At 65.9% G+C, this 23,176-nt stretch carries 19 protein-coding genes and 1 tRNA gene; 16 read left to right on the forward strand and 4 right to left on the reverse strand.

Annotated elements, in window-relative coordinates; genetic code table 11:
• Nucleotides 1-10: 10 nt before the first annotated feature.
• Nucleotides 11-1,150, reverse strand: a complete 1,140-nt coding sequence (locus tag GGR43_RS05375; RefSeq protein ID WP_188070936.1) for a DUF3089 domain-containing protein — start codon at nucleotides 1,148-1,150, stop codon at nucleotides 11-13.
• Nucleotides 1,151-1,368: 218 nt separating this feature from the next.
• Between GGR43_RS05375 and gatC the strand changes: the two genes are divergently transcribed.
• From gatC to gatB, 4 genes are read left to right on the forward strand one after another with little or no spacing between them, the layout of a single operon-like run.
• A complete protein-coding gene (gene gatC / locus GGR43_RS05380; RefSeq protein ID WP_188070937.1) occupies nucleotides 1,369-1,656 on the forward strand; it encodes an Asp-tRNA(Asn)/Glu-tRNA(Gln) amidotransferase subunit GatC in 288 nt (95 codons plus the stop codon).
• Nucleotides 1,656-3,131 carry an Asp-tRNA(Asn)/Glu-tRNA(Gln) amidotransferase subunit GatA gene (gene gatA / locus GGR43_RS05385; RefSeq protein ID WP_188070938.1) on the forward strand — a complete coding sequence of 492 codons (1,476 nt, stop codon included), beginning with the start codon at nucleotides 1,656-1,658 and terminating at the stop codon, nucleotides 3,129-3,131. Before gatC ends, gatA begins: the two co-directional genes overlap by 1 nt.
• A 3-nt stretch (nucleotides 3,132-3,134) precedes the next feature.
• The gene (locus GGR43_RS05390; protein ID WP_188070939.1) at nucleotides 3,135-3,491 is read left to right on the forward strand and encodes a hypothetical protein; all 357 of its coding nucleotides are present in this window, start codon (nucleotides 3,135-3,137) and stop codon (nucleotides 3,489-3,491) included.
• Complete coding sequence (gene gatB / locus GGR43_RS05395) at nucleotides 3,488-4,993, forward strand: Asp-tRNA(Asn)/Glu-tRNA(Gln) amidotransferase subunit GatB (protein ID WP_188070940.1); 1,506 nt, start codon at nucleotides 3,488-3,490, stop codon at nucleotides 4,991-4,993. Before GGR43_RS05390 ends, gatB begins: the two co-directional genes overlap by 4 nt.
• Before the next feature lie 81 nt (nucleotides 4,994-5,074).
• Here the strand turns inward: gatB and GGR43_RS05400 are convergent, their stop codons facing one another.
• Complete coding sequence (locus GGR43_RS05400) at nucleotides 5,075-5,470, reverse strand: GFA family protein (protein WP_188070941.1); 396 nt, start codon at nucleotides 5,468-5,470, stop codon at nucleotides 5,075-5,077.
• Between the two features lie 136 nt (nucleotides 5,471-5,606).
• On the opposite strand from GGR43_RS05400, the gene GGR43_RS05405 reads away from it, so the two are divergent.
• From GGR43_RS05405 to clpX, 5 genes are all read left to right on the forward strand, one after another.
• A tRNA-Leu gene (locus GGR43_RS05405) sits at nucleotides 5,607-5,691 on the forward strand.
• 87 nt (nucleotides 5,692-5,778) lie between these two features.
• A complete protein-coding gene (gene tig, locus GGR43_RS05410; protein WP_188070942.1) occupies nucleotides 5,779-7,404 on the forward strand; it encodes a trigger factor in 1,626 nt (541 codons plus the stop codon).
• 362 nt (nucleotides 7,405-7,766) lie between these two features.
• Complete coding sequence (locus GGR43_RS05415; protein WP_284278342.1) at nucleotides 7,767-8,726, forward strand: glycosyltransferase family 2 protein; 960 nt, start codon at nucleotides 7,767-7,769, stop codon at nucleotides 8,724-8,726.
• A gap of 105 nt (nucleotides 8,727-8,831) precedes the next feature.
• On the forward strand, nucleotides 8,832-9,467 hold the full coding sequence (gene clpP / locus GGR43_RS05420) for an ATP-dependent Clp endopeptidase proteolytic subunit ClpP (protein ID WP_188070943.1): 636 nt from the start codon (nucleotides 8,832-8,834) through the stop codon (nucleotides 9,465-9,467).
• Nucleotides 9,468-9,622: 155 nt separating this feature from the next.
• Complete coding sequence (gene clpX / locus GGR43_RS05425; protein ID WP_188070944.1) at nucleotides 9,623-10,891, forward strand: ATP-dependent Clp protease ATP-binding subunit ClpX; 1,269 nt, start codon at nucleotides 9,623-9,625, stop codon at nucleotides 10,889-10,891.
• Nucleotides 10,892-11,356: 465 nt separating this feature from the next.
• Here clpX and GGR43_RS05430 read toward each other — a convergent pair whose 3' ends face one another.
• On the reverse strand, nucleotides 11,357-12,766 hold the full coding sequence (locus tag GGR43_RS05430; protein WP_188070945.1) for a methyl-accepting chemotaxis protein: 1,410 nt from the start codon (nucleotides 12,764-12,766) through the stop codon (nucleotides 11,357-11,359).
• A gap of 204 nt (nucleotides 12,767-12,970) precedes the next feature.
• Between GGR43_RS05430 and sdhC the strand changes: the two genes are divergently transcribed.
• The 3 genes from sdhC to sdhA are packed head-to-tail and all read left to right on the forward strand — an operon-like array spanning nucleotide 12,971 to nucleotide 15,584.
• Nucleotides 12,971-13,378: a succinate dehydrogenase, cytochrome b556 subunit gene (gene sdhC, locus GGR43_RS05435; protein ID WP_188070946.1), complete on the forward strand. Its 408-nt coding sequence runs from the start codon at nucleotides 12,971-12,973 to the stop codon at nucleotides 13,376-13,378.
• The gene (sdhD, locus tag GGR43_RS05440; RefSeq protein ID WP_188070947.1) at nucleotides 13,378-13,767 is read left to right on the forward strand and encodes a succinate dehydrogenase, hydrophobic membrane anchor protein; all 390 of its coding nucleotides are present in this window, start codon (nucleotides 13,378-13,380) and stop codon (nucleotides 13,765-13,767) included. Before sdhC ends, sdhD begins: the two co-directional genes overlap by 1 nt.
• Complete coding sequence (gene sdhA, locus GGR43_RS05445; RefSeq protein WP_188070948.1) at nucleotides 13,767-15,584, forward strand: succinate dehydrogenase flavoprotein subunit; 1,818 nt, start codon at nucleotides 13,767-13,769, stop codon at nucleotides 15,582-15,584. The genes sdhD and sdhA overlap by 1 nt, the downstream gene beginning before the upstream one ends.
• Before the next feature lie 420 nt (nucleotides 15,585-16,004).
• Here sdhA and purD read toward each other — a convergent pair whose 3' ends face one another.
• Nucleotides 16,005-17,285: a phosphoribosylamine--glycine ligase gene (purD, locus tag GGR43_RS05450; protein WP_188070949.1), complete on the reverse strand. Its 1,281-nt coding sequence runs from the start codon at nucleotides 17,283-17,285 to the stop codon at nucleotides 16,005-16,007.
• 6 nt (nucleotides 17,286-17,291) lie between these two features.
• Here purD and xseA point away from each other — a divergent pair, with 6 nt between their 5' ends.
• The 4 genes from xseA (at nucleotide 17,292) to GGR43_RS05470 (ending at nucleotide 23,142) form a co-directional block, all read left to right on the forward strand.
• Entirely contained in the window at nucleotides 17,292-18,812 is a 1,521-nt protein-coding gene (gene xseA / locus GGR43_RS05455; protein ID WP_188070950.1) for an exodeoxyribonuclease VII large subunit, read from the forward strand.
• Complete coding sequence (locus GGR43_RS05460) at nucleotides 18,812-19,036, forward strand: DUF2093 domain-containing protein (RefSeq protein WP_188071182.1); 225 nt, start codon at nucleotides 18,812-18,814, stop codon at nucleotides 19,034-19,036. The genes xseA and GGR43_RS05460 overlap by 1 nt, the downstream gene beginning before the upstream one ends.
• Nucleotides 19,006-19,956, forward strand: coding sequence for a M23 family metallopeptidase (locus GGR43_RS05465; protein WP_284278598.1), 951 nt, complete (start codon nucleotides 19,006-19,008; stop codon nucleotides 19,954-19,956). Before GGR43_RS05460 ends, GGR43_RS05465 begins: the two co-directional genes overlap by 31 nt.
• 288 nt (nucleotides 19,957-20,244) lie before the next feature.
• Nucleotides 20,245-23,142 carry a TonB-dependent receptor domain-containing protein gene (locus GGR43_RS05470; RefSeq protein ID WP_188070951.1) on the forward strand — a complete coding sequence of 966 codons (2,898 nt, stop codon included), beginning with the start codon at nucleotides 20,245-20,247 and terminating at the stop codon, nucleotides 23,140-23,142.
• Nucleotides 23,143-23,176: the final 34 nt, after the last annotated feature.

Below are 23,176 nucleotides of genomic sequence, written 5' to 3' on the forward strand. Positions count from 1 at the left end.
TCGGTGGTGATCAATGCGGTCGTGCCAGAAATGCCGTCAGCCTCTTCGTCGCGTCGGCGCGGATATTGGCCCAGAACAGCGCGTAATCATAGACATGATAATTATTGCCCGGCAGCACATAGGGGCCGAGCTGCGGCGGCGTGCCGACCAGCAGGAAGCCGGCTTCCTTGCCGGAACCGCAGCGTGCGCCGACCGCGCCGGGCAGGAGGCGCGCATCCTTGCCGTCGAGCTGGACCGACGGGCCGAGCGTGCCGAGATTGGCCTGCGGCGGCGCGGCGGCATCCTGCGTGCCGGTCAGCGGATTGACGCACAGCATCGGCGTGCCCTCGCGCGGCCGCCCGGTCATGCCCGGATACCAGCCATAGGCCTTTTGCACGGCGGCCGGGTCGGCGGGCTCGGCGAAGCTCTGCCAGCTGAGGATGCAGCCCGCCTGATCGGGCCGCGCGCACGCCGGAAGGCCGAGCGCGGGAATGTCGGCGGTCAGCGATACCGGCCAGCCGATGAGATAGGCGGCGACGATCCGGCCCGCGACCTCCTTGCCCGCGACCTCTTCCTTCAGCAGGCGGAGCAGGTGCAGCGACCCCTGGCTGTGCCCGGCAAGGATCACGGGGCCTGCCGGATTGGCGGCGAGAAAGGCGCGGAAGGCGGCGGCGACATCGCGATAAGCAGCTTCGATCGCCTTGCGTGCGGCGTCCTTGGGTTCGAGGAAAGCGCCGAAATGCGCCTGATGATAGCGCGGCGCCCACACCTGCCCCGCCTCGGTGAAGGCGCTGGCCTGCACCATCATGAAGCGGCGCGCGGTGTCGAGGCTTTCCTGGTCCTCCAGCGGCGCGTTCCAGCGGGCGCGGTTGAACGGGGCCATATAGCTGGTCGGATGCACGTAGAATATCGCCGCCGGGCCGGGCGGCGTGCGCTTCGCGCCCGCGGGCAGCCACAGCGCCTCGTTGCCGGCGGCGATATCCGGCCGGGCGAGCCAGAGCGCGCGGTCGGCATAATCGGCGGCGGTGAGCGGCTTCGGCGCGGCAAAGCGGGCGCTCGGCACCATCACCGCGCCCAGCATCTGCTGGCCCCAGAAGCGATAGGCGAGCGCGGACCCCAGCGTCAGCACGATGAGCGCCGCCACGACGTATAGGAATTTCCGCGCTGCCATCGCTGCTCCATATTGTGCATCGCAACATAAAAATCACGCCGGGGCAAGTGCGGTCCCGGCTTCCGCCCCTGCGTTTTGTGCATCATCGGCGGCATTGGCAAGAGGGCGATGGTTGGGGTTGATGGATCGTGGGCCGGATGCTAGCGCGGCTGGCGTGCACATGGTCCGGCGCTTTCTGTCGCGCGCGGGGCCGCAACAGGGTAGAGCAACGAAATATCATGTCCGTAGATAGCAGCACCGTCAAAAAGGTCGCCAGCCTCGCCCGCATCGCCCTTACCGATGCGCAGGCCGATGCGCTGGTGCCGGAACTCAACTCCATCATCGGCTGGGTCGAGCAGCTGGGCGAGGTCGACGTGGCCGGGGTGGAGCCGATGACCGCCGTGATCCCCAATCATCTGCGCCTGCGCGAGGATGTGGTGACGGACGGCGCGATCCGCGACAAGGTGCTGGCCAATGCGCCGCAGGCCGAACATGGCTTTTTCGCCGTGCCGAAGGTGATCGAATAATGACCGAACTTACCGATCTGACGCTCGCGGAGATCCGCGACGGCGTGGCGCGGGGCGGCTTTTCCGCGCGCGAGGTGGCGCAGGCGTTCAACGCCGCGGTGGAGGCCGGGCGCCCGCTCAACGCCTATATCGTCGAAACGCCGGAAAAGGCGCTGGAGGCCGCCGACGCGGCCGACAAGGCGCGCGCGGCGGGCGATCTGAAGCCGCTGTCGGGCGTGCCGCTGGGCATGAAGGACCTGTTCTGCACCGAAGGCGTGCAGACCAGCGCGGCGAGCCGCATGCTGGAAGGCTTCACGCCGACCTATGAATCCACCGTTTCCGCGAAATTGTGGCAGGCGGGCGCGGGCATGCTGGGCAAGCTCAACCTCGACCAGTTTGCCATGGGCTCCTCCAACGAGACGAGCCATTTCGGCAATGTCGTTTCCCCTTGGAAGGGCAAGGACGGCAAGGAGCTGACGCCGGGCGGCTCCTCCGGCGGGTCCTCGGCGGCGATCGCGGCGCGGCTCTGCCCGGCGGCGACCGGCACCGACACCGGCGGTTCGATCCGCCAGCCCGCCGCCTTCACCGGCATAGCGGGGATCAAGCCGACCTATGGCCGCTGCTCGCGCTGGGGCGTGGTGGCGTTCGCCTCCTCGCTCGACCAGCCGGGCGCGATGGCGCGCACGGTCAGGGACAATGCGATCCTGCTCGAAGCGATGGCCGGGTTCGATCCGAAGGACGCGACCAGCCTCGACCTGGCCGTTCCGCAGTTGGAGGCGGGGCTGTCGTCCAGCCTCAAGGGCAAGAAGGTCGGCATTCCGAAGGAATATCGCCCGGACGGCCTCAACGCGGAGATCGCCGCGCTGTGGGATCGCGGTGTTGAATGGCTGAAGGACGCGGGCGCCGATGTGGTCGAGGTGTCGCTGCCGCATACCAGATATGCGCTGGCGACCTATTATATCATCGCGCCGGCCGAGGCATCGTCCAACCTCGCCCGCTATGACGGCGTGCGTTACGGCCTGCGCGACCTGCCCGATGGGGCGGGCTTGCAGGACATGTACGCCGCCACCCGCGCCGCCGGCTTCGGCGACGAGGTGAAGCGCCGCATCCTGATCGGCACCTATGTGCTGTCGGCGGGTTTCTACGACGCCTATTATACGCAGGCGTGCAAGGTGCGGACGCTGATCGCGCGGGATTTCGCGCAGGCGTTCGAGCAGTGCGACGTGCTGCTGACGCCGACCGCGCCCTCGGCGGCGTTCGCGCTGGGCGAGAAGAAGGCCGATCCGCTGGAAATGTATCTGAACGACGTGTTCACCGTGCCCGCGAGCCTCGCGGGCCTTCCGGCCATGTCGGTGCCGGGCGGGCTGTCGTCCGAAGGGCTGCCGCTCGGCCTCCAGATCATCGGCCGCCCGCTCGACGAGCAGGGCGTGCTCAACGCCGCGCTGGCGCTGGAGGAACGGGCGGGCTTTGCGGCGCGGCCGGAGAAATGGTGGTAGGCCATGTGGCTGGGGCAGCAGATCGCGCAGATCAGATCCGGCTGGCTGATGTTCACGATCGGCCTCTTCGTCGCGCTCATGACCTTGCCGACGCATAGGGCGGGGGGCGCGGACGATGCCTTTCTGACCACGGCGACGGCGCTGGGGCTCGCCACCTATATCGGCCTGATGTGCCTGCCCATATTGTACCGGCGGCGGTTCAGCCTTGGCGATCTGTTCGTTCTGGCCAGCGGGGGCGGGGCGATAGCGCTGATCGGCGATCTGACCGCCCAGGCTCCGTGGCAGGCCGTGATAGGCGGCATCTTCATTCTTATATTTATGGCGTCCATCCTTTTCAGCGGACCAAGGTTTAATCGATGAGCAACTCCACCTATCGCATTCAGGGCGCAACCGGGGAATGGGAGGTCGTGATCGGCCTTGAGGTCCATGCGCAGGTCGTGTCGCAGGCCAAGCTGTTTTCCGGCGCGGCCACCGCTTTCGGGGCGGAACCGAACAGCCAGGTTTCCCTCGTCGATGCGGCGATGCCGGGCATGCTGCCGGTGCCGAACCGTGAATGCATCCGTCAGGCGGTGCGCACCGGCATGGCGATCAATGCGCAGATCAACACATGGTCGCGCTTCGACCGCAAGAATTATTTCTACGCCGACCTGCCGCAGGGATACCAGATCAGCCAGCTCTACCACCCGCTGGTGGGCGAGGGGCAGATCGAGATCACGCTCGACGAGAAGGACCCGGACAGCCCGGTCAAGACCATCGGCATAGAACGCATCCATGTCGAGCAGGATGCGGGCAAGCTGATGCACGACCAGCATCCGACCCGCTCCTATGTCGACCTCAACCGCTCCGGCGTCGCGCTGATGGAGATCGTCAGCCGCCCGGACATGCGCTCCCCGGCGGAGGCGGGCGCCTATCTGCGCAAGCTGCGGACGATCCTGCGTTATGTCGGCTCGTGCGACGGCAATATGGAGGAAGGCTCGATGCGCGCGGACGTCAACGTCTCCGTGCGCAAGCCGGGCGAGCCGTTCGGCACCCGCACCGAAACGAAGAACGTCAATTCCGTCCGCTTCGTGATGGCCGCGATCGAGATGGAAGCGAGCCGTCAGGTCGACGTGCTCGAATCGGGTGGCACCATCGTGCAGGAAACCCGCCTGTTCGACCCGGACAAGATGGAAACCCGCTCGATGCGGTCGAAGGAGGACGCGCACGACTATCGCTATTTCCCCGATCCGGACCTGCTGCCGCTGGAACTGGACGACGCGTTCCTTGAGGAATGCCGCGCCTCCCTGCCCGAACTGCCGGACGCGAAGGTGAAGCGCTATGAGAGCGAGCTGGGCCTGTCCGCCTATAATGCCGCCGTGCTGACGGCCGAGGCGGAGACGGCGCGCTGGTTCGAGCAGTTGCTGGCGGCGGGCGCGCGCATCCAGAAGAAGAGCGAGGCCGACGTCGCCAAGGCGTCCGCCAACTGGCTGCTGTCGGAGCTTTACGGCGCGCTCAACCGCCTGGGCCGCGGCCTCGATGATTCGCCGGTCAGCCCGGAGCAGGGCGCGGAACTGCTCGCGCTGATCGCCGACGGCACGATTTCCGGCACCATCGCCAAGCAGGTGTTCGAGATCATGCTCGAAACCGGCGACGCGGCGGGCAAGATCGTCGAGGAAAAGGGCCTCAAGCAGACAAGCGACACCGGCGCGATCGAGGCGGCGGTGGCGAAGATCCTCGCCGACAATGCCGACAAGGTGGAGCAGTATAAGGGCGGCAAGGAAGCGCTGTTCGGCTTCTTCGTCGGCCAGACGATGAAGGCGATGCAGGGCAAGGCCAACCCGCAGATCGTCAACGAACTGCTGAAGAAGGCGCTGGCCAACTGATCGGCGGCACGGGCTTCCGATGTGGAGCTGTGTTAAGGCGTGTGGATATTCAGCCCGCCATGGGCTGAATAGCCACGCGCCTTAGGGATAGCGCTCGAACGCGGGCAATTCGTGCGCCTTTTCCATCCACGCGATGCGCTCGGCGGTCTGGACGTGGATGCCGGGCGGCAGGCGGTCCGGCTCGTCCAGCGTTGCGGACTGCACATCGACAAGGCCCGGCAATATCTCCGCATTGCGATAGAAGAGGCCGCTGCCGCACTCCGCGCAGAAGCCGCGCATCGCCGTGCCGGAGGAGTTGCGCGTGCGCGGCTCGCCCTTCGTCATGCGGAGCGCCTCTTCCCGGAACGCCGCCCAGGCGACCACCGGCGCGCCCGCGCTCCTGCGGCAATCACTGCAATGGCACAGCGCGACATAGGCCGGCTCGCCCTCCAGCCGATAGCGGACCGCGCCGCAATGGCATCCTCCTTCATAGGCCATGGCCTGTTCTCCTCCGGCTCCTGACAGGGCTTTCCCTTTACCATGATTCGCGCCGCCGGGGCCATGGCAACGGAAATCTCCCGCCCTCTTGCCCTTTTGTCCCCCTTGTTCTATGCCCCGCCGACCGGCGACCGATGCGGGCGTGGCGAAACTGGTAGACGCGCCAGATTTAGGTTCTGGTATCGCAAGATGTGGGGGTTCGAGTCCCTTCGCCCGCACCAGTGAGCCGCCAATGTCGGAGAGGTTCCCGCTTGCGGGCGCTGCGCCAAACGGATTCCGCAGAGATCTAGAAAGCGTTGAGTAGAAAAATGCAGACTGTCGAGACGTTGAACGAGGGCCTGAAGCGCGCCTACACCCTGACGATCCCCGCCAAGGACATCGACGCTCGCGTCGACAAGGAAGTGGCCAGCATCGCCCCGCAAATCCGCATGCCCGGCTTCCGCCCCGGCAAGGTTCCGGCGAACCTCATCCGCAAGATGCACGGCGAGCGCCTGCAGGCCGATGCGCTCAACAACAGCATTCAGGAAGGCGTGCAGAAGCTGCTTTCCGACAACAGGCTGCGCCCCGCGATGCAGCCTTCGGTCGAGCTGAACGAGGGCTTCGAATTCGGCAAGGATGCCGAGGTGAAGGTCGCGCTCGAGGTGCTGCCGGAGATCGCCGCGCCGTCGATCGAGGGGCTGAAGCTGGAGCGTCTGACCGTCGAGGTCACGGACGCCGCGATCGACGAGGCCGCGGGCCGCATCGCCGCGCAGCAGAGCGCCTATGAGGAATTCCCCGCCAGCCACAAGGCGAAGAAGGGCGACGTGGTCGTGCTCGATTTCGTCGGCAAGGTCGACGGCGTCGCCTTTGACGGCGGCACCGGCGAGGGCATGAAGGTCGAGATCGGATCGGGCAACCTGATCCCCGGTTTCGAGGACCAGCTCGTCGGCGTGAAGAAGGACGAGGAAAAGGTCGTCAACGTGACCTTTCCCGAGGATTATGGCGTGGACACGCTGAAGGGCAAGGCCGCGACCTTCGACATCAAGGTGACCGCGATCCTCGACTCCTCCAAGCCGAAGGCGGATGACGAATTCGCCAAGGGGCTGGGCCTCGAAGGCATCGAGCAGCTGCGCGAGCTGCTGAAGGGCCAGATCGAGCAGGAGCATAACGGCCTCACCCGCACGCACATGAAGCGCAAGCTGCTCGACCAGCTGGCGCAGGCGCATGATTTCGACGTGCCGCCCTCAATGGTCGAGGCCGAGTTCCAGCAGATCTGGGCGCAGCTCGAGCATGAAGCGAGCCATGAGGAAGATCCGGAAGCCGCCAAGGCGGAACTGGAGGCCGAGAAGGAAGACTATCGCGCCATCGCGGTGCGCCGCGTGCGCCTCGGCCTGCTGCTGTCGGAAATCGGCCAGGCCAACGGCGTCGAGGTGAGCGCGCAGGAAATGCAGCGCCTCGTCATGCAGGCGGCGCAGCAATATCGCCCGCAGGACCGCGAGCGCTTCGTCCAGTATATCCAGAACGAGCCGATGGCCGCCGCCCAGCTGCGCGCGCCGCTCTATGAGGACAAGGTCGTCGACTTCCTGTTCGGCAAGGCGGAGATCACCGACCGCGCCGTCAGCAAGGAAGAGCTGGAAGCCGCGATCGAGGCCGAGGATGGCGACGTGAAGCCGCATGTCCATGGCCCCGACTGCAACCATGATCACGACCATGATCACAAGCCCGCCAAGAAGGCCGCGCCGAAAAAGGCCGCCGCCAAGAAGGCCGACGACGCAGGCGAAACCGCCGCCGAGGTGTGCGAGGAAGCCAAGCCCGCGAAGAAGGCTCCGGCCAAGAAGGCCGCCGCCAAGAAGGCGGATGCTGCCGAGAATGACGGGGCCGAGGCGGAAGCCGCTCCGGCGAAGAAGCCCGCCGCGAAGAAGGCCCCGGCCAAGAAGGCGGCAAAGGAAGACTGATCTTTCCTTCGCGGCGCGGAAGAGATGAGAAAGGGCTGCGGATCATGGTTCGCGGCCCTTTTTCTTGGCGACAGGACCTCTTGCGCATTCATGAGGGAAGTTGGTCTGGGTGGTTATACGACATAGCCTAAGCGTCATGCTGAACTTGTTTCAGCATCCATCAAGCCCCACACTCCTCCCCTCAATCCGATGAAATGGACCCTGAGCCGAAGGCCAGCGCAGCCAACCAGGTTCAGGGTGACGATGAAGGATGAGGTGCGCCCCGGCCGCAACCGCCCGACCTCACTCCCCAACGCCAATTGCATTGCCCGCCGCACTTGGGATAAAGGGGGCGCACTTCATCCCTGACAAGGCCCGCCTTCGTGACCGCACCGCGCATAGCCGTTCTGCTGCCCTGCTATAATGAGGCCGGCGCGATCGCCCGCACCGTCGAGGAGTTTCGCGCGGCGCTGCCCGAGGCCGTCATCTACGTCTACGACAACAACAGCACCGACGGCAGCCGCGAGCTTGCCGCCGCCGCAGGGGCCGTGGTGCGGCAGGTGCGCCAGCAGGGCAAGGGGCATGTGGTGCGGCGCATGTTCGCCGATATCGACGCCGACCTCTACATCATGGCCGATGGCGACGCGACCTATGAGGCCGCCGCCGCGCCGGACATGATCGCGATGATGCTGGAGCATAATTTCGACATGGTGGTCGGCTGCCGCCGGTCGGAGGAGCAGGCCGCCTATCGCACCGGCCACCGCCTCGGCAACCGGTTGCTGACCGGCCTGCTGCAAAGCCTGTTCGGCCGCAGCTTCACCGACATATTGTCCGGCTACCGCCTGTTTTCCCGCCGTTTCGTGAAGAGCTTCCCGGTGCTGTCGGCCGGGTTCGAGATCGAGACGGAAATCAGCGTCCATGCGCTCGAACTGGCGATGCCGGTGGCGGAGAAGGAAACCGCCTATGCCGCGCGGCCCGAAGGGTCGGTCAGCAAGCTTTCCACCTATCGTGACGGCTGGCGCATCCTGCGGACGATCCTCAATCTCTATCGCATGGAACGGCCGATCTGGTTCTATGGCGGCATCGCCGCGCTGCTGCTGCTGGTCGCGCTGGCGCTGGCGCTGCCGTTGCTGTTCACCTGGCTCGAAACCGGCCTCGTCCCGCGCTTCCCGACCGCGATCCTCGTCACCGGCATGACCATCGTCGCGGGCCTCAGCTTCATGTGCGGCCTCATCCTCGACACGGTGGTGCGCGGCCGGCGCGAGGTGAAGCGGCTCGCCTATCTCGCCCATGCCGCGCCCGCCGATCTGGCGCGTCCCGGCCCGGCGTCAAACAGCCGTTAATCCCCGCCGGTTAGGGAAGGGAGGCACATCCCCCCTTGAACCCGCATCATTTTGCCCCGATGTAGGGTCCGGGCAACCTCAAGACGCTGAAAGAATCTCGATCCCATGCACAACAGCACTTTCGATCCCATGGCCGCACTGGTCCCCGTCGTCATCGAGCAGTCGAATCGGGGCGAACGCAGCTTCGACATCTATTCCCGCCTGCTGCGCGAGCGCATCATCTTCGTGACCGGCCAGATCGAGGATCATATGGCGTCGATCATCGTCGCCCAGCTTCTGTTCCTCGAATCGGAAAATCCGAAGAAGGACATCTACATGTACATCAACTCGCCGGGCGGCGTGGTCACGGCGGGCCTCTCCATTTTCGACACGATGCAATATATCCGCCCGAAGGTGGGCACGGTGTGCATCGGCCAGGCGGCCAGCATGGGCAGCTTCCTGCTGGCGGCGGGCGAGCCGGGCATGCGCATCGCGCTCGCCAATTCGCGCATCATGGTGCACCAGCCGTCCGGCGGCGCGCAGGGCATGGCCTCCGACATCGAGATCCAGGCCAAGGAAATCCTGCGTATCCGCGCGCGGATGAACAATCTCTACGCCCAGTTCACCGGCCAGCCGCTGGAGAAGATCGAGGCGGCGATGGATCGCGACACCTTCCTCGAAGCCGAGGAGGCCAAGGCGTTCGGCATCGTCGATCAGGTCTTCGAAAAGCGCCCGGTTCCGGCCGACGCGGCAGAGGCGTAAGGCGCCGTTAAGGGGAGGGCGGCTACCGTCTCTCCTCGGACAGGCCCCCTAAACAGGGCTTGTGAAACAGGGAAAGGGCGGTCTAGGATGACCGCATATGCCAGGCCGGAGCCGATCGCCTCTCGCGATCCCGGCCGGGCGAGGAAAGAGCAGGAATGACCAAGCTTACAGGTTCCGATTCGAAAAGCACGCTCTATTGCTCCTTCTGCGGCAAGTCGCAGCATGAGGTGCGCAAGCTGATCGCCGGACCGACCGTTTTCATCTGCGACGAATGCGTCGAGCTGTGCAACGACATCATCCGCGAGGAAACCAAGAGCGGCCTCGTCGGAAAGAAGGATGGCGGGGTGCCGACGCCGCAGGAAATCTGCGATGTCCTCAACGATTATGTGATCGGGCAGGCGCGGGCGAAGCGGGTGCTGTCGGTCGCGGTGCACAACCACTACAAGCGCCTCAACCACGGGACCAAGACGGGCGACGTCGAGCTCGCCAAGTCGAACATCCTGCTCGTCGGCCCCACGGGCTGCGGCAAGACGTTGCTGGCGCAGACGCTGGCCAAGACCTTCGACGTGCCCTTCACCATGGCCGATGCGACGACGCTGACCGAGGCGGGTTATGTCGGCGAGGATGTGGAGAACATCATCCTCAAGCTGTTGCAGGCGTCCGACTATAATGTCGAAAAGGCGCAGCGCGGCATCGTCTATATCGACGAGATCGACAAGATCAGCCGCAAGGCCGAGAACCCCTCGATCACCCGCGACGTGTCGGGCGAGGGCGTGCAGCAGGCGCTGCTGAAGCTGATGGAGGGCACCACCGCCTCCGTTCCGCCGCAGGGCGGGCGCAAGCATCCGCAGCAGGAATTCCTGCAGGTGGATACGACCAACATCCTGTTCATCTGCGGCGGCGCGTTCGCGGGCCTCGAAAAGATCATCGGCGACCGGCTGGAGGCGAAGTCCATCGGCTTCGGCGCCCATGTCGCCGCGCCGGAGGAACGCCGCACCGGCGAGCTGCTGCGCCAGAGCGAGCCGGAGGACCTGCTGAAATTCGGCCTGATCCCCGAATTTGTCGGCCGTCTGCCGGTGATCGCGACGCTGGAGGATCTGGATGTGCCCGCGCTGGTGCAGATCCTGGTCGAGCCGAAGAATGCGCTGGTGAAGCAGTATCGCAAGCTGTTCGAGATGGAGGAGGTCGACCTCACCTTCACCGACGAGGCGCTGACCGCGATCGCGAAGAAGGCGATCGAACGCAAGACCGGCGCGCGTGGCCTGCGCTCGATCATCGAGGCGATCCTGCTCGACACCATGTTCGACCTGCCGTCGATGGAAGGCGTCAGCGAGGTGGTGGTCGACAAGGATGTGGTCGAAGGCCGCAAGGAACCGGTGCGCGTCTTCACCGACAAGGACAAGAAGGCCGAGGACGCGGCCTGAGATACCGCCGCCGCGCCGATGTGGCGGGCGGGATGGAAACAAGAGGGCGCCTGCGATCTGCGGGCGTCCTTTTCTTTGGTGGCTGTATCTATCTGGGATGGGCTGGTTTGGGGTGATCGGACGCCCTTTCCATATGCGTCACCCCAGCGACCCGAAGGGCGACCGAAGGGCAACGCTGGGGTCGCAGGCCACGTCGCGCGCTGCCTCCTGAGATGCCAGCCTGCGCTGGCATGACGGTATAGGGATGGCGGTTGGCCGCCATAGCCCAATCGTCATGCTGAACTTGTTTCAGCGTCCATCAAGCCCCACGCTCCTCCGCTCAATCTGGCGCAATGGCCCCTGAGCCGAAAACCAGCGCAGCTAACCACGTTCAGGGTGACGATGAAGGTGGAGGTTCGCTTCTGGCCGAAAGCCGCAACGCACCACGGCGGCAGCGCAATCCCGCCACCACCCGCTGGTCCGGCCCTAAAATGCCAGCGACGCGACCCTCGGAAAAGGCGTCCAGTCCTTGCCCTGCGCCTTTTCGCCGGAGGCGCTGTCGGACCGGACGCGGCGGCCGAATTCCGCCGAGGCGTCGCGCAGATTGTTCAGCATCGTCTCGACCGTGCCGAGGCCCTGTTCCAGCGCGTCGATCTCCGAGGCTACCACCTCGGTGTCCCGGCGGATGGTGTCGACGGTGGTGGACATGGAATCGGCGGCCAGCGCGGTTTCGTCCACCGCTGCGGTGATCATCGTCACGGTCTGCGCCTGCTGCTCCATCGCGTGGCGGATGCGCTCGGAGCTTTCCTGCACGTCGCTCACCGTGTCGCGGATGCGCTGGTTGGTGTCGACCGACTGGCGGGTGCTATTCTGGATCGCGGCGATCTTGCCCGCGATGTCGTCGGTGGCGCGGGCGGTCTGGCTCGCCAGCGATTTCACCTCCTGCGCGACGACGGCGAAGCCGCGCCCGGCATCGCCCGCGCGCGCGGCCTCGATCGTCGCGTTGAGCGCGAGCAGGTTGGTCTGCCCGGCAATGTCGCGGATGAGGCCGAGGATCGACTCGATCGCCTGCGCATGGTCGGAAAGGGTGGCCGACATCGACACCGCCTCGCCCGCCTGGATCGAGGCGCGCTGCGCGACCTCCGCCGAATTTTCCACCTGCGCGCGGGTTTCCTCGATCGCGCGGATGAGGCCGGCGGAAATATGCGCGGCCTCCCGCATCGCCAGCGCCGATTGCTCGGCGGCGGCGGCGACTTCGGATACCTGGTCGAGCATGCCGCGCGTCGCGTGCGACGCATGCTTGGCCTGGTCGCGCAGGCTGACGCCGAAGCGGGACGCGTCGTCCACCTCGCTCGCGATCCTCTGCTCGAACATCTCGCTGTTGCGCTTGCGCTCCTGCGTGTCGCGGCGGACATTCTCCTCCGCGACGATCGCGCACATGGTTTCGGCCTCGATCATCGTCATCCGCAGCAGGGCCCGCATCAGCCGGTGGCGCGCATCGCCGTCGACCACCTCGCGCCGGACGATGTCGGTAATCGCCTCGCTGGAGGCGTTGACCGCGACCAGCACGGTGCGCAGCGCCACGCCGTTCTCGCGCGCGTGGCGGACGCACTGGTTCATCGAATGGACCCAGCCGTCGGACGAGAAGGCGGAGAATTTCTGGCGGAGATAGCGGTCGATCTCGGCGCGGACGACGCGAAGGGATTCGGCCGGGCAGCGGTCGTGCAGCCCGCTGCGCACGGCATAGGCGTGATAGAAATTATCGGCGGGCCTGCCGTCCTGCTCGATCATCGTCCAGATTTCGCGGGCGGCATCGGCCAGCGATCCGTCGGCGTCGAAATCCTCCAGCCGTTCGCGAATGTTGATATGGTCCCCGATCGCCAGATCGTGCGGCATTGCTGTTCCTGACCCTGTGTTGCTGGTTTGCTTTGTCTGAATCGAGGCAAATCCTAGGGAAAGGAGGTTAATCTTTGATTATCTTTCGCAATAGCGAACAAAAATGACAGGGGTGGGCAATCATGTGCCCATGATGATTTGCGTGCGGCAGACCCACGCGCTAAAGGGGGCCGATTCAGGTTCAACTGAGAGAACGGGACCAGTATGGCTCATCCACAGAAAAAGGGGCAGAACAGACCCCTATCGCCGCATCTTTCCATATGGCGCTGGGGGCCGCATATGGCGGTTTCCATCGCGCATCGCGTCGCCGGGGACGGGTTGGCGATCGTCGGTGCGCTGGCGCTGGTGTGGTGGCTGGTCGCGGCGGCATCCGGCCCGGCCCATTACGCCTATTTCCAGAGCTGGGCCGTCAGCCCCATCGGCTATCTCATCATGATCGGGTTGACCTGGGCCTTTTTCCAGCACCTGTTCTCCGGGCTGCGCCACCTCGTGCTGGATATCGGCGCGGGTTATGAGCTGAAGACGAACCGCACCTTTTCGATCCTGGTGTTCGTGCTCGCGGTCGTCGTCACGGCGGCGATCTGGTGCTGGCTGCTGGTGGAGAAGCTCTGATGGGGAACGGAACGCCTATCGGCCGCGTGCGCGGCCTCGGTTCGGCCAAGTCGGGGACGCATCACTGGATTCTCCAGCGCTTCACCGCGGTCGGCAACCTGTTGCTGGTGCTGTGGCTGATCTTTTCGGTCCTCCAGATGCCCGGCCTCGATTATGTCAGCGTGACGAGCTGGATCGCGCAGCCGCTGGTCGCGGTGCCGATGATGCTGATGCTGCTTAGCATCTTCTGGCACCTGAAGCTGGGCCTGCAGGTGCTTGTCGAGGACTATGTCCATGATGACGGGCTGAAATTCGTCGTGCTGATGCTGCTGAATTTCTACGCCCTGGGCGGGGCTGCGCTGGGCATCTTCGCCGTTGCCAAAATCGCATTCACGGGGGGCGTCGCATAATGACGGACTCATACAAGATCATCGACCACACCTATGACACGGTCGTCGTGGGTGCCGGCGGTTCGGGCCTGCGCGCCACCATGGGCAGCGCCGAGGCGGGCCTCAAGACCGCGTGCATCACCAAGCTGTTCCCGACGCGCAGCCACACCGTCGCCGCGCAGGGCGGCATCGCGGCCTCGCTGTGCAACAACACGCCGGACCACTGGACCTGGCACATGTACGACACCGTCAAGGGGTCGGACTGGCTGGGCGACCAGGACGCGATCGAATATATGGTGCGCGAGGCCCCGGCGGCGGTCTATGAGCTGGAGCATGCCGGCGTGCCGTTCAGCCGCAATGCCGACGGCACCATCTATCAGCGCCCGTTCGGCGGCCATATGCAGAATATGGGCGAAGGCCCGCCGGTGCAGCGCACCTGCGCGGCGGCCGACCGCACCGGCCATGCGATGCTGCACGCGCTTTATCAGCAGTCGCTGAAATATGACGCGGACTTCTTCATCGAATATTTCGCGATCGACCTGATCATGGAAAAGGGCGCCAATGGCGTGCCCGAATGCCGGGGCGTGATCGCGATCTGCATGGAGGACGGCTCGATCCACCGCTTCCGCAGCCATGCGGTGGTGCTGGCGACGGGCGGCTATGGCCGCGCCTATTTCTCCGCGACATCGGCGCACAGCTGCACCGGCGACGGCGGCGGCATGGTGCTGCGCGCGGGGCTGCCGTTGCAGGATCTGGAATTCGTGCAGTTCCACCCGACCGGCATCTACGGCGCGGGCGTGCTCATCACCGAGGGCGCGCGCGGCGAGGGCGGCTACCTCACCAACTCCGAGGGCGAGCGCTTCATGGAGCGCTATGCGCCGTCCGCCAAGGATCTCGCCTCGCGCGACGTGGTGTCCCGTTCCATGGCGATGGAGATCCGCGAAGGGCGCGGCGTCGGCCCGAACAAGGACCACATCTACCTGCACCTCGACCATATCGACCCGAAGGTGCTGGCCGAGCGCCTGCCGGGCATCACCGAGAGCGGCAAGATTTTCGCGGGCGTCGACCTGACCCGCCAGCCGCTGCCGGTCTGCCCGACCGTGCATTACAATATGGGCGGCATCCCCTGCAACTATCATGGCCAGGTGGTGACGAAGATCGGCGAGGATCCCGAAGTGATCGTGGACGGCCTCTATGCGGTGGGCGAGGCGGCCTGCGTGTCGGTGCACGGGGCGAACCGCCTCGGCTCCAACTCGCTGATCGACCTTGTGGTGTTCGGCCGCGCGACCGGCCTGCACCTCAAGGAAACGATCAAGCCGAACAGCAAGCACAAGCCGCTGCCCGCCGACTCGGCCGATCTGGCGCTGTCGCGTCTCGACCATTATCGCAATGCGAAGGGCGGCACGCCGACGGCGGACATCCGCCTCGACATGCAGCAGACGATGCAGAAGCACGCCGCCGTGTTCCGCGACAGCGCGCTGCTCGCCGAGGGCGTCGACATGATGCAGAAGGTGAACAAGCGCCTGCAGGACGTGACGATCGCCGACCGCAGCCTGATCTGGAACACCGACCTGATCGAGACGCTGGAACTGGACAATCTGATGGCGCAGGCGATCTGCACGATGGAAGGCGCCCATGCGCGCAAGGAATCGCGCGGCGCCCATGCACACGAGGATTTCCCCAACCGCGACGACGAGAACTGGATGAAGCACACCGTCTCGTGGTTCGAGGGCTGGGGCGGCACCGGCGGCAAGGTGACGCTGGATTACCGCCCGGTGCACGACTACACGCTGACCGACGAGGTCGACTATATCAAGCCAAAGGCGCGCGTTTACTGAGCCGACGCGCTGTTGGCGAGAGAAAGGGGGGCGGGCCGGGCGGTCCGCCCTTTTTTCGTTGGTGAAGAGGCCCGCTTTGGGATGGAGTGGACTTCCAGCCCCATTCGTCACCCCAGCGCAGGCTGGGGCCTCAGGCCGTATCGCGCGCCGCCTCCTGAGATGCCAGCCTGCGCTGGCATGACGCGATATGCGTTGGCACGACGCGGAGGAGTGGCGGAATTGGGGTGTCTAGTCTGCTATCCCCGTTCGGGCTGAGCCCTTCGACAAGCCTGTCCTGAGCTTGTCGAAGGGCTCAGGGCAGGCTGGTCGATCCGGATGATGGACGAAGCGAACGGCCGTTTTCTTTTGAGGCAAGAAAGACAGGGCTTCGACATGCTCAGCCCGAACGGTTGTTTATGTTAGCTTGGGAACCGGCAACCGCTATCCCCGTCCCTCCCGCTCCACCTCGCGCCAGCCGATGTCGCGGCGGCAGAAGCCGGTAGGAAAGTCGATCCCGTCCACCGCCGCATAGGCGCGCGCCTGCGCTTCCGCGATGGAGGAGCCGGTCGCCGTCACGTTCAGCACGCGTCCGCCATTGGCGACGAGTCTGCCGTCCTGTTCCGCCGTGCCCGCGTGGAAAATCTGCACATGCGCGCCCGATACCGCCTCTATCCCCTCGATCGTGCCGCCCTTTTCCGGCGTGCCGGGATAGCCGTTCGCCGCCATCACCACGGTCAGCGCGCACTCGTCCGCCAGCGCGACCGACCCGCAATCGGCCAGTCGCCCGGTCGCCACCGCCAGCAGCAATTCCGCAAGGTCGCCTGCAAAACGCATCATCAGTACCTGGCATTCCGGGTCGCCGAAGCGCGCATTATATTCGATCAGCTTCGGCCCCTCGGCGGTCAGCATCAGCCCGGCATAGAGCACGCCGCTATAGGGAATGCCCTCGGCGGCGAGCGTCTCCACGGTCGGGCGGACGATGCGGTCCATCACCTGCGCTTCCAGCTCCGGCGTCAGCACGCGGGCCGGAGAATAGGCGCCCATGCCGCCGGTATTGGGGCCGGTGTCGCCGTCGCTCACCCGCTTATGATCCTGCGCGCTGCCGAAGGGCAGGATCGCGTGGCCGTCGGTCAGCGCGAAAAAGCTCGCTTCCTCGCCGGTCATAAACTCTTCCAGCACCACCTCCGCGCCCGCCGCGCCGAAGCCGCCGCCGAACATGTCGGCCAGCGCCGCGTCGGCCTGCTCCGCCGTCTCCGCGATGATCACGCCCTTGCCCGCCGCGAGGCCATCGGCCTTGATGACGACCGGCAGGCCGAATTTCGGCAGCGCGGCCCGCGCCTGCTCCAGCGAGGTGGTGCGCACATAGCCTGCGGTCGGGATGTTCGCGCGGGCGCACAGATCCTTGGTGAAGCCCTTGGAGCCTTCGAGCTGCGCGGGCGCCTTGTCCGGCCCGAACACCGCAATGCCCTTTGCCCGCAGGCTGTCGCCGAGGCCATCGACCAGCGGCGCTTCCGGCCCGATGACGACCAGATCGATCGCCTTTTCCGCGCAGAAGGCCGCGACCGCGCCATGGTCCGTCGCGTCGAGGGTGACGAGGCGCGCGCTTTGCGCTATTCCGGGGTTGCCGGGCGCGGCATAGAGTGTATCGACGCGGGGCGATTGCGCCAGCTTCCACGCCAGTGCATGTTCCCGTCCGCCCGATCCCAACAACAGGATATTCATCTCTCTATGTCCCCGGATTATAATGCCGCCACTGATGCTTCGGGCCGCCTGTTAGCCGAAGAGCGCAGCGGGGACAACGCACCGGCGCTGTCCGTCTCCGAATTATCGGCGGTGTTGAAGCGCATGGTCGAGGACCGCTTCGGCCATGTGCGCCTGCGCGGCGAGATTTCGGGATACAAGCGCGCGGCGTCGGGCCATGTCTATCTCTGCCTGAAGGACGAGAATGCGGTGATTGACGCGGTGATGTGGAAGGGCACGGCCCAGCGCCTCGCCTTCCAGCCGCAGGACGGGATCGAGGTGATCGCGACCGGCAAGATCACCACCTATCCGGGCCGGTCCAAATATCAGATGGTGGTCGAGCGGATGGAGCTGGCGGGCGAGGGCGCGCTGATGCAGCTGCTCGAACGGTTGAAGAAGCAGCTTGCCGCCGAGGGGCTGTTCGACCGGGAGCGGAAAAAGCCGCTGCCGGTGCTGCCGCGCACCATCGGCGTGGTGACCTCGCCCACGGGTGCGGTGATTCGCGACATATTGCACCGGCTGGAGGATCGCTGCCCCACCCATGTGCTGCTCTGGCCGGTGCTGGTGCAGGGGGAGAGCGCGGCGGCGCAGGTCGCGGCGGCGGTGCGCGGCTTTTCCGCGCTGCCCGAAAGCGGCGGGCCGGTGCCGCGCCCGGACCTGGTGATCGTCGCGCGCGGTGGCGGGTCGATCGAGGACCTCTGGGCGTTCAACGAGGAAGCCGTGGTGCGCGCGGTGGCGGAATGCACCATCCCGATCATCTCCGCCGTGGGGCATGAGACGGACACGACGCTGTGCGATTATGCGGCGGACGTGCGCGCGCCCACGCCGACCGCCGCCGCCGAGATGGCGGTGCCGGTGCGGGTGGACCTGATGGCCGGGCTGACGGAACTGGGTCTGCGCGTCGGGCGCTGCGCGCGCCGGGCGGTCGAGTTGCGGCGCGAGCGGCTGGCGATGACGGCCCGGCTGCTGCCGACGCCGGAGAATCTGCTGAGCACCCAGCGCCAGCGCGTCGATGATCTGGGCGAGCGGCTGGGGCGGGGCCTGCGGCATCGCGTCACCATGGCGTGGCGGACGCTTTCCGACGCGGGGGCGGCGCTGCGCCCCGGTTTGTTGCGGCAGCGGCTGGGGCAGAACCGCATGCGGCTGGACGGGGTGCGCCTGCGCCCCGATCTCGTCACGCGCGGCATCGCCCAGCGGCGCGAGCGGCTGGAGGCGACATGGCGTCTCGCCCTCTCGCTCGACCCGCGCAGGCCGCTCTCCAAGGGCTTTGCGCTGGTGACGGCGGGCGACCGGGTGCTGACCTCGGCCGACGCGGCGCGGGCGGCCGGGCACATGACGCTGACCTTTCATGACGGCGCGCTTGCCGTTTCCACCGGCAACGGGGTTGAGCCCGCCCCCGCAAAGGGGCTATCATCCCCGGCGAAGCCGGCGCGGCGCGCGCCTCGGCCCGATGCGGGGGATAAGGGGCAGCAGGATCTGTTCGCCGCCGGAGAAGAGAGAGACGAATGATGTTGATGTCCGGCAAGGACCAGCCCGCGCGGCTGCACTATATGGCCTACAGCTTCCGGGTGCTCAGCCCCGGCGATCATGTGCTGTGCGCGGTGACGGGGCAGAAAATCGCCCTCGACGACCTGCGCTATTGGTCGATCGAGCGGCAGGAGCCCTATGCCAGCGCCGAGGCGTCCACCGCCGCCGAGGTGCGGTGGCGCAAGGAACAGGGGTTGCCGGCCTGATCGTGCGGGCAGGGCGGCAGGGGCCGGGGGCGCTTTGCCTGCTGGCGCCGGCGTTGATAGTGGCGGGTTGCGTCGCGTCCGATCCGGGCGCGCCTCCTCCGTCGCCGCCGGCCGCGCCGCCCGTGCTTCCCGCCTGCGCCGCGCAGGCGGGCCGGGCCGACGATTTCGTGCTGGTCGGGGAGGCGGTTCAGGGCGGCATGATCCGGGGCATGGCGCCGCGCTGCACGCGCGGCCTGACGCTGGACGGCGCCGCCGTTCCGCTGGCCGATGACGGCCGCTTCCTCATCGCCTTCGATCGCGATGCCGCCGCCTCGGCGCTGCTGCGCGCGGAGGTGGAAGGCGGCGCGCCGATCGAGCAGAGACTGACGGTGCGGCCGGGCAACTGGCGGATCGAGCGGGTCAATGCTTCCCCCACCGGCGGCGTGCCGAGCGCCGAATTCCTCGAACGGCGCAAGCCGGAGCTGGAGCGGATACGCGCCGCGCGGGCGATGCGGGTGCAGTCGGACGGCTGGCGGCAGGATTTCCGCTGGCCGGTGACGGGGCGCATTTCCGGCCTGTTCGGCGCGCAGCGCATCTATCGCGGCCAGCCGGGCAGCTATCATAGCGGCGTCGATGTCGCGGCGCCGACCGGCACGCCGATCCGCGCGCCCGCCGACGGTGTGGTGGTGCTGGCCGCGCGGACGCCCTTCACGCTGGAGGGCCATTTGCTGATCATCGATCATGGCATGGGCCTCAGCAGCGCCTTTCTCCATTGCTCCAGCCTCGCGGTGGCGGAAGGGGAGAGGGTGCGGCAGGGGCAGTTGCTCGGCGCGGTCGGCGCGACCGGACGGGCCAGCGGCCCGCACATGCACTGGGGCATGATGTGGAACGGCGCCCGCCTCGACCCGCAGCGCATCGCCGGGGAAATGCCCGCCAATTGAGGGGCATGCGGTCCAGCCCTGCCGCCCAGCAAGGCCATGGAAATTTTTTACAACTCTGTGGCCTTTTAGCCACAAGGGCGGATCAAAATGAACGCAGTCCGTCTCACTACCCCTTTACAGATCAGGGGGATGAACGCCTAATGAACGACAGTGATACGAAGGGCCTGTCGCTGTCGGGCACTTTTCGGCTCTTCATTGCAAGATGACGGGTTGAAACGGCTTTTCGTATCCTTGTGAAGCAAAGGGGGTGGTGTCTATCCGCTCCCGTCCAGAGCAAGGGACTGGAAAGTGAAGAAAATCGATATTGCAGCTCGGCTGCGTTGCGGAGTCGCGCCTGTCATCCTGGCGTCGGCGATGCTCTCCCCTTCCATCGCGATCGCCCAGGACGAACCGCAAGGCGCGGATCCGGGTGTGGAACAGGTGATCGTTGTCACCGGCTCGCGCATTGCGCGGCCGGATCTTACGTCCAACTCGCCCATCTCGATCGTGTCGGCGGAATCGATCAACCGCTCCGGCGCGGCGTCGGTCGAGGACGTGCTGCGCGACATTCCGCAGGCCGTGCCCGGCATCGGCGGCCAGACTAACAACGGCAACCCCGGCGTCGCGACGATCGACCTGCGCAACCTGACCGAACAGCGGACGCTGGTGCTGGTCGACGGCAAGCGCTTCACCCCCTATGACAAGGACGGCATCGTCGACGTCAACATGATCCCGACCGCCCTCATCAAGCGGGTCGATGTCGTGACCGGCGGCGCTTCGGCGGTCTATGGTTCCGATGCGGTTGCGGGCGTCGTCAACTTCATTCTGGACGACGAATTCAGCGGCTTCAAGGCGGACGCGCAATATGGCCTCACCAGCCGGGGCGACGCGCGGACCTTCGACGGCAGCCTCACCTATGGCACCAGCTTTTCCGAAGGGCGCGGCCATTTTATCGTGAACGGCGGCTATACGAAGCAGAAGGCGCTATATCAGGGCCGCCGCAGCTTTTCCGAATTCGCCCTCGGCCAGGCCGACCTCCAGCCGTCGGGCAGCCTGACGGACACGCCTGGCAATATCGCCGACACTTTCCCGACCATCTGCTCGCAGGCGGATATCGATGACGGCAATTGCTATGCCCAGTTCTCGCCCAATGGCGACCTCGGGCCGGTGGCGGGGTCATTCAACTTCAACCCCTACAACCTGTTCCAGGTGCCGCAGGAGCGCTATCAGGCGCATGCGCTGTTCAAATATGAATTTTCCGATGCGGTGACCTTCTTCGGCCGCGCCTCCTATGTCGACACCAAGGTGCAGACCATATTGGCGCCGTCCGGCACCTTTTTCTATCCGTTCACGATCAACCTCGACAACCCGTTCCTGTCCGATCAGGCGCGCGGCGTGCTGGGACCGCTGGATACCGATGGCGACGGCAATGTGGACGTCGCGTTCGGCCGCCGCACCACCGAGATCGGCACGCGCGATTCCATCTATCGCAACAAGCTGATGCAGTTCGTCGGCGGTTTCCGGGGCGATCTGGGCGGCGGGCTCAACTATGAGGTCTTCGCGCAATATGGCCAGGTCAAGCGCCGCCAGCAATATCTGAACGATATCGATTTCGCCAAGACCCAGCAGGGCATGCTGGTGCGCAGCGTTGGCGGCGTGCCGACCTGCATCGATCCCAGCAACGGCTGCGTTCCGGTCAACCTGTTCGGCGCCGGCAATCTGACGCCCGAGATGGGGGATTTCATCCGCCTCGATCTCGAAGCGAACGACAAGACCACGCAGTTCGTGACCGGCGCGTCGCTGGCGGGCGAGATGTTCACCCTGCCGACCGCCTCGACCGCCGCCGGCTTCGCGGTGGGCGTGGAATATCGCCGGGAAAAGAGCATTTCGCGGCCCGACGCGAACCTGATCGCGGGCAATGCGCCCGGCTTCGGCTCGCAATCGCCGGTCGACGCGAAATATAATGTGAAGGAAGTCTATGCCGAGGTCAGCATCCCGCTGCTCGAAGGCGTGGCCTTCGCCGAGTCGCTGGTGTTCGAAGGCGGCCTGCGCTACTCCAAATATTCCAGCACCGTCGACAATCTGGTGACCGGCGGCAGCTTCGGCAACGGCTTCTCCAACTGGACCTACAAGGCCGGCGGCGAGTGGATGCCGGTGGAGGGCTTCCGCGTTCGCGGCCTGTACCAGCGCGCCGTCCGCGCACCCAATCTGGGCGAACTGGGCGAGCCCCGCACGCCGGGCACGGGCGATCTGGAAACCGATCCCTGCGCGGGCGCCAATCCGGTCGGCAATGCCGCGCTGACGCAGCTCTGCTACGACACCGGCGTTCCGGCGGGCCGCATCGGCACCGTCAACGGGCCGATCGCGGGCCAGATCAACAATTATTCCGGCGGCAACCCCACGCTGACGCCGGAAAAGTCGGACACCTACAGCATCGGCTTCGTCGTGCAGCCGCGCCAGCTGCCCGGCTTCAGCGCGTCGGTCGACTATTTCAACATCAAGGTGAAGAATGCGATCACCCAGTTCTCCGAACAGGTGATCGTCGATGCCTGTTATGAGCAGGAGATGGACCCCAACGGCTTCTTCTGCCAGCTCATCAACCGCAATCCGCTGAACGGTTCGCTCAGCGGCGGCACGGAAACGGGCGTCGACGCCAGCACGCTGAACGCGGCCTCGCTGAAGCGGACCGGCATCGACTTCGCGGCGGCCTATCAGTTCACCGTCGGCCAGGATGTCCGCCTGCAATTCGGCATCAACGCGACGCGGACGATCAAGGCGGTCGATCAGCCTGCGGACATCTTCCCGTCCTATGACTGCGTCGGGCTGGTCGGCAAGACCTGCCTGCGCCCGCAGCCCAAATGGCAGTTCATCCAGAACAGCCAACTCGATTACGGCCCACTCAGCGTGCTGCTGCGCTGGCGCTATATCGGCAAGCTGACGAAGGACGACATCGTGCTGAACGGCGCCGACCCGGCCGATTATGTGGTCCCGGTCATCAAGGCGCGCAGCTATTTCGACCTCAGCAGCACCTTCGATATCGAGGGCGGTTTCCAGCTTCGCGGCGGGATCAACAATCTGTTCGACAAGAAGCCGCCGATCGTCGGCAACGACTATGGCGGCACGGCGGAGAACAGCGGCAACACCTTCCCCGCCACCTATGATCCGCTGGGTCGGTATTTCTTCATCGGCGCATCGGTCAAATTCTGACCGGTTCCCAATCTGAAACGGGGCAGCGCACTAT

It is taken from the genome of Sphingobium jiangsuense, assembly GCF_014196495.1.
GTDB classification, from domain to species: domain Bacteria; phylum Pseudomonadota; class Alphaproteobacteria; order Sphingomonadales; family Sphingomonadaceae; genus Sphingobium; species Sphingobium jiangsuense.

Coding starts and splice junctions, on each gene's coding strand:
- tig (WP_188070942.1), top strand. CDS start 5,779: ATGCAGACTGTCGAGACGTTGAACGAGGGCCTGAAGCGCGCCTACACC.
- purD (WP_188070949.1), bottom strand. CDS start 17,285: ATGAATATCCTGTTGTTGGGATCGGGCGGACGGGAACATGCACTGGCG.
- sdhC (WP_188070946.1), top strand. CDS start 12,971: ATGGCTCATCCACAGAAAAAGGGGCAGAACAGACCCCTATCGCCGCAT.
- GGR43_RS05430 (WP_188070945.1), bottom strand. CDS start 12,766: ATGCCGCACGATCTGGCGATCGGGGACCATATCAACATTCGCGAACGG.
- gatC (WP_188070937.1), top strand. CDS start 1,369: ATGTCCGTAGATAGCAGCACCGTCAAAAAGGTCGCCAGCCTCGCCCGC.
- GGR43_RS05460 (WP_188071182.1), top strand. CDS start 18,812: ATGTTGATGTCCGGCAAGGACCAGCCCGCGCGGCTGCACTATATGGCC.
- GGR43_RS05375 (WP_188070936.1), bottom strand. CDS start 1,150: ATGGCAGCGCGGAAATTCCTATACGTCGTGGCGGCGCTCATCGTGCTG.
- gatB (WP_188070940.1), top strand. CDS start 3,488: ATGAGCAACTCCACCTATCGCATTCAGGGCGCAACCGGGGAATGGGAG.
- sdhD (WP_188070947.1), top strand. CDS start 13,378: ATGGGGAACGGAACGCCTATCGGCCGCGTGCGCGGCCTCGGTTCGGCC.
- clpX (WP_188070944.1), top strand. CDS start 9,623: ATGACCAAGCTTACAGGTTCCGATTCGAAAAGCACGCTCTATTGCTCC.
- GGR43_RS05390 (WP_188070939.1), top strand. CDS start 3,135: ATGTGGCTGGGGCAGCAGATCGCGCAGATCAGATCCGGCTGGCTGATG.
- clpP (WP_188070943.1), top strand. CDS start 8,832: ATGCACAACAGCACTTTCGATCCCATGGCCGCACTGGTCCCCGTCGTC.
- gatA (WP_188070938.1), top strand. CDS start 1,656: ATGACCGAACTTACCGATCTGACGCTCGCGGAGATCCGCGACGGCGTG.
- sdhA (WP_188070948.1), top strand. CDS start 13,767: ATGACGGACTCATACAAGATCATCGACCACACCTATGACACGGTCGTC.
- GGR43_RS05400 (WP_188070941.1), bottom strand. CDS start 5,470: ATGGCCTATGAAGGAGGATGCCATTGCGGCGCGGTCCGCTATCGGCTG.
- xseA (WP_188070950.1), top strand. CDS start 17,292: ATGTCCCCGGATTATAATGCCGCCACTGATGCTTCGGGCCGCCTGTTA.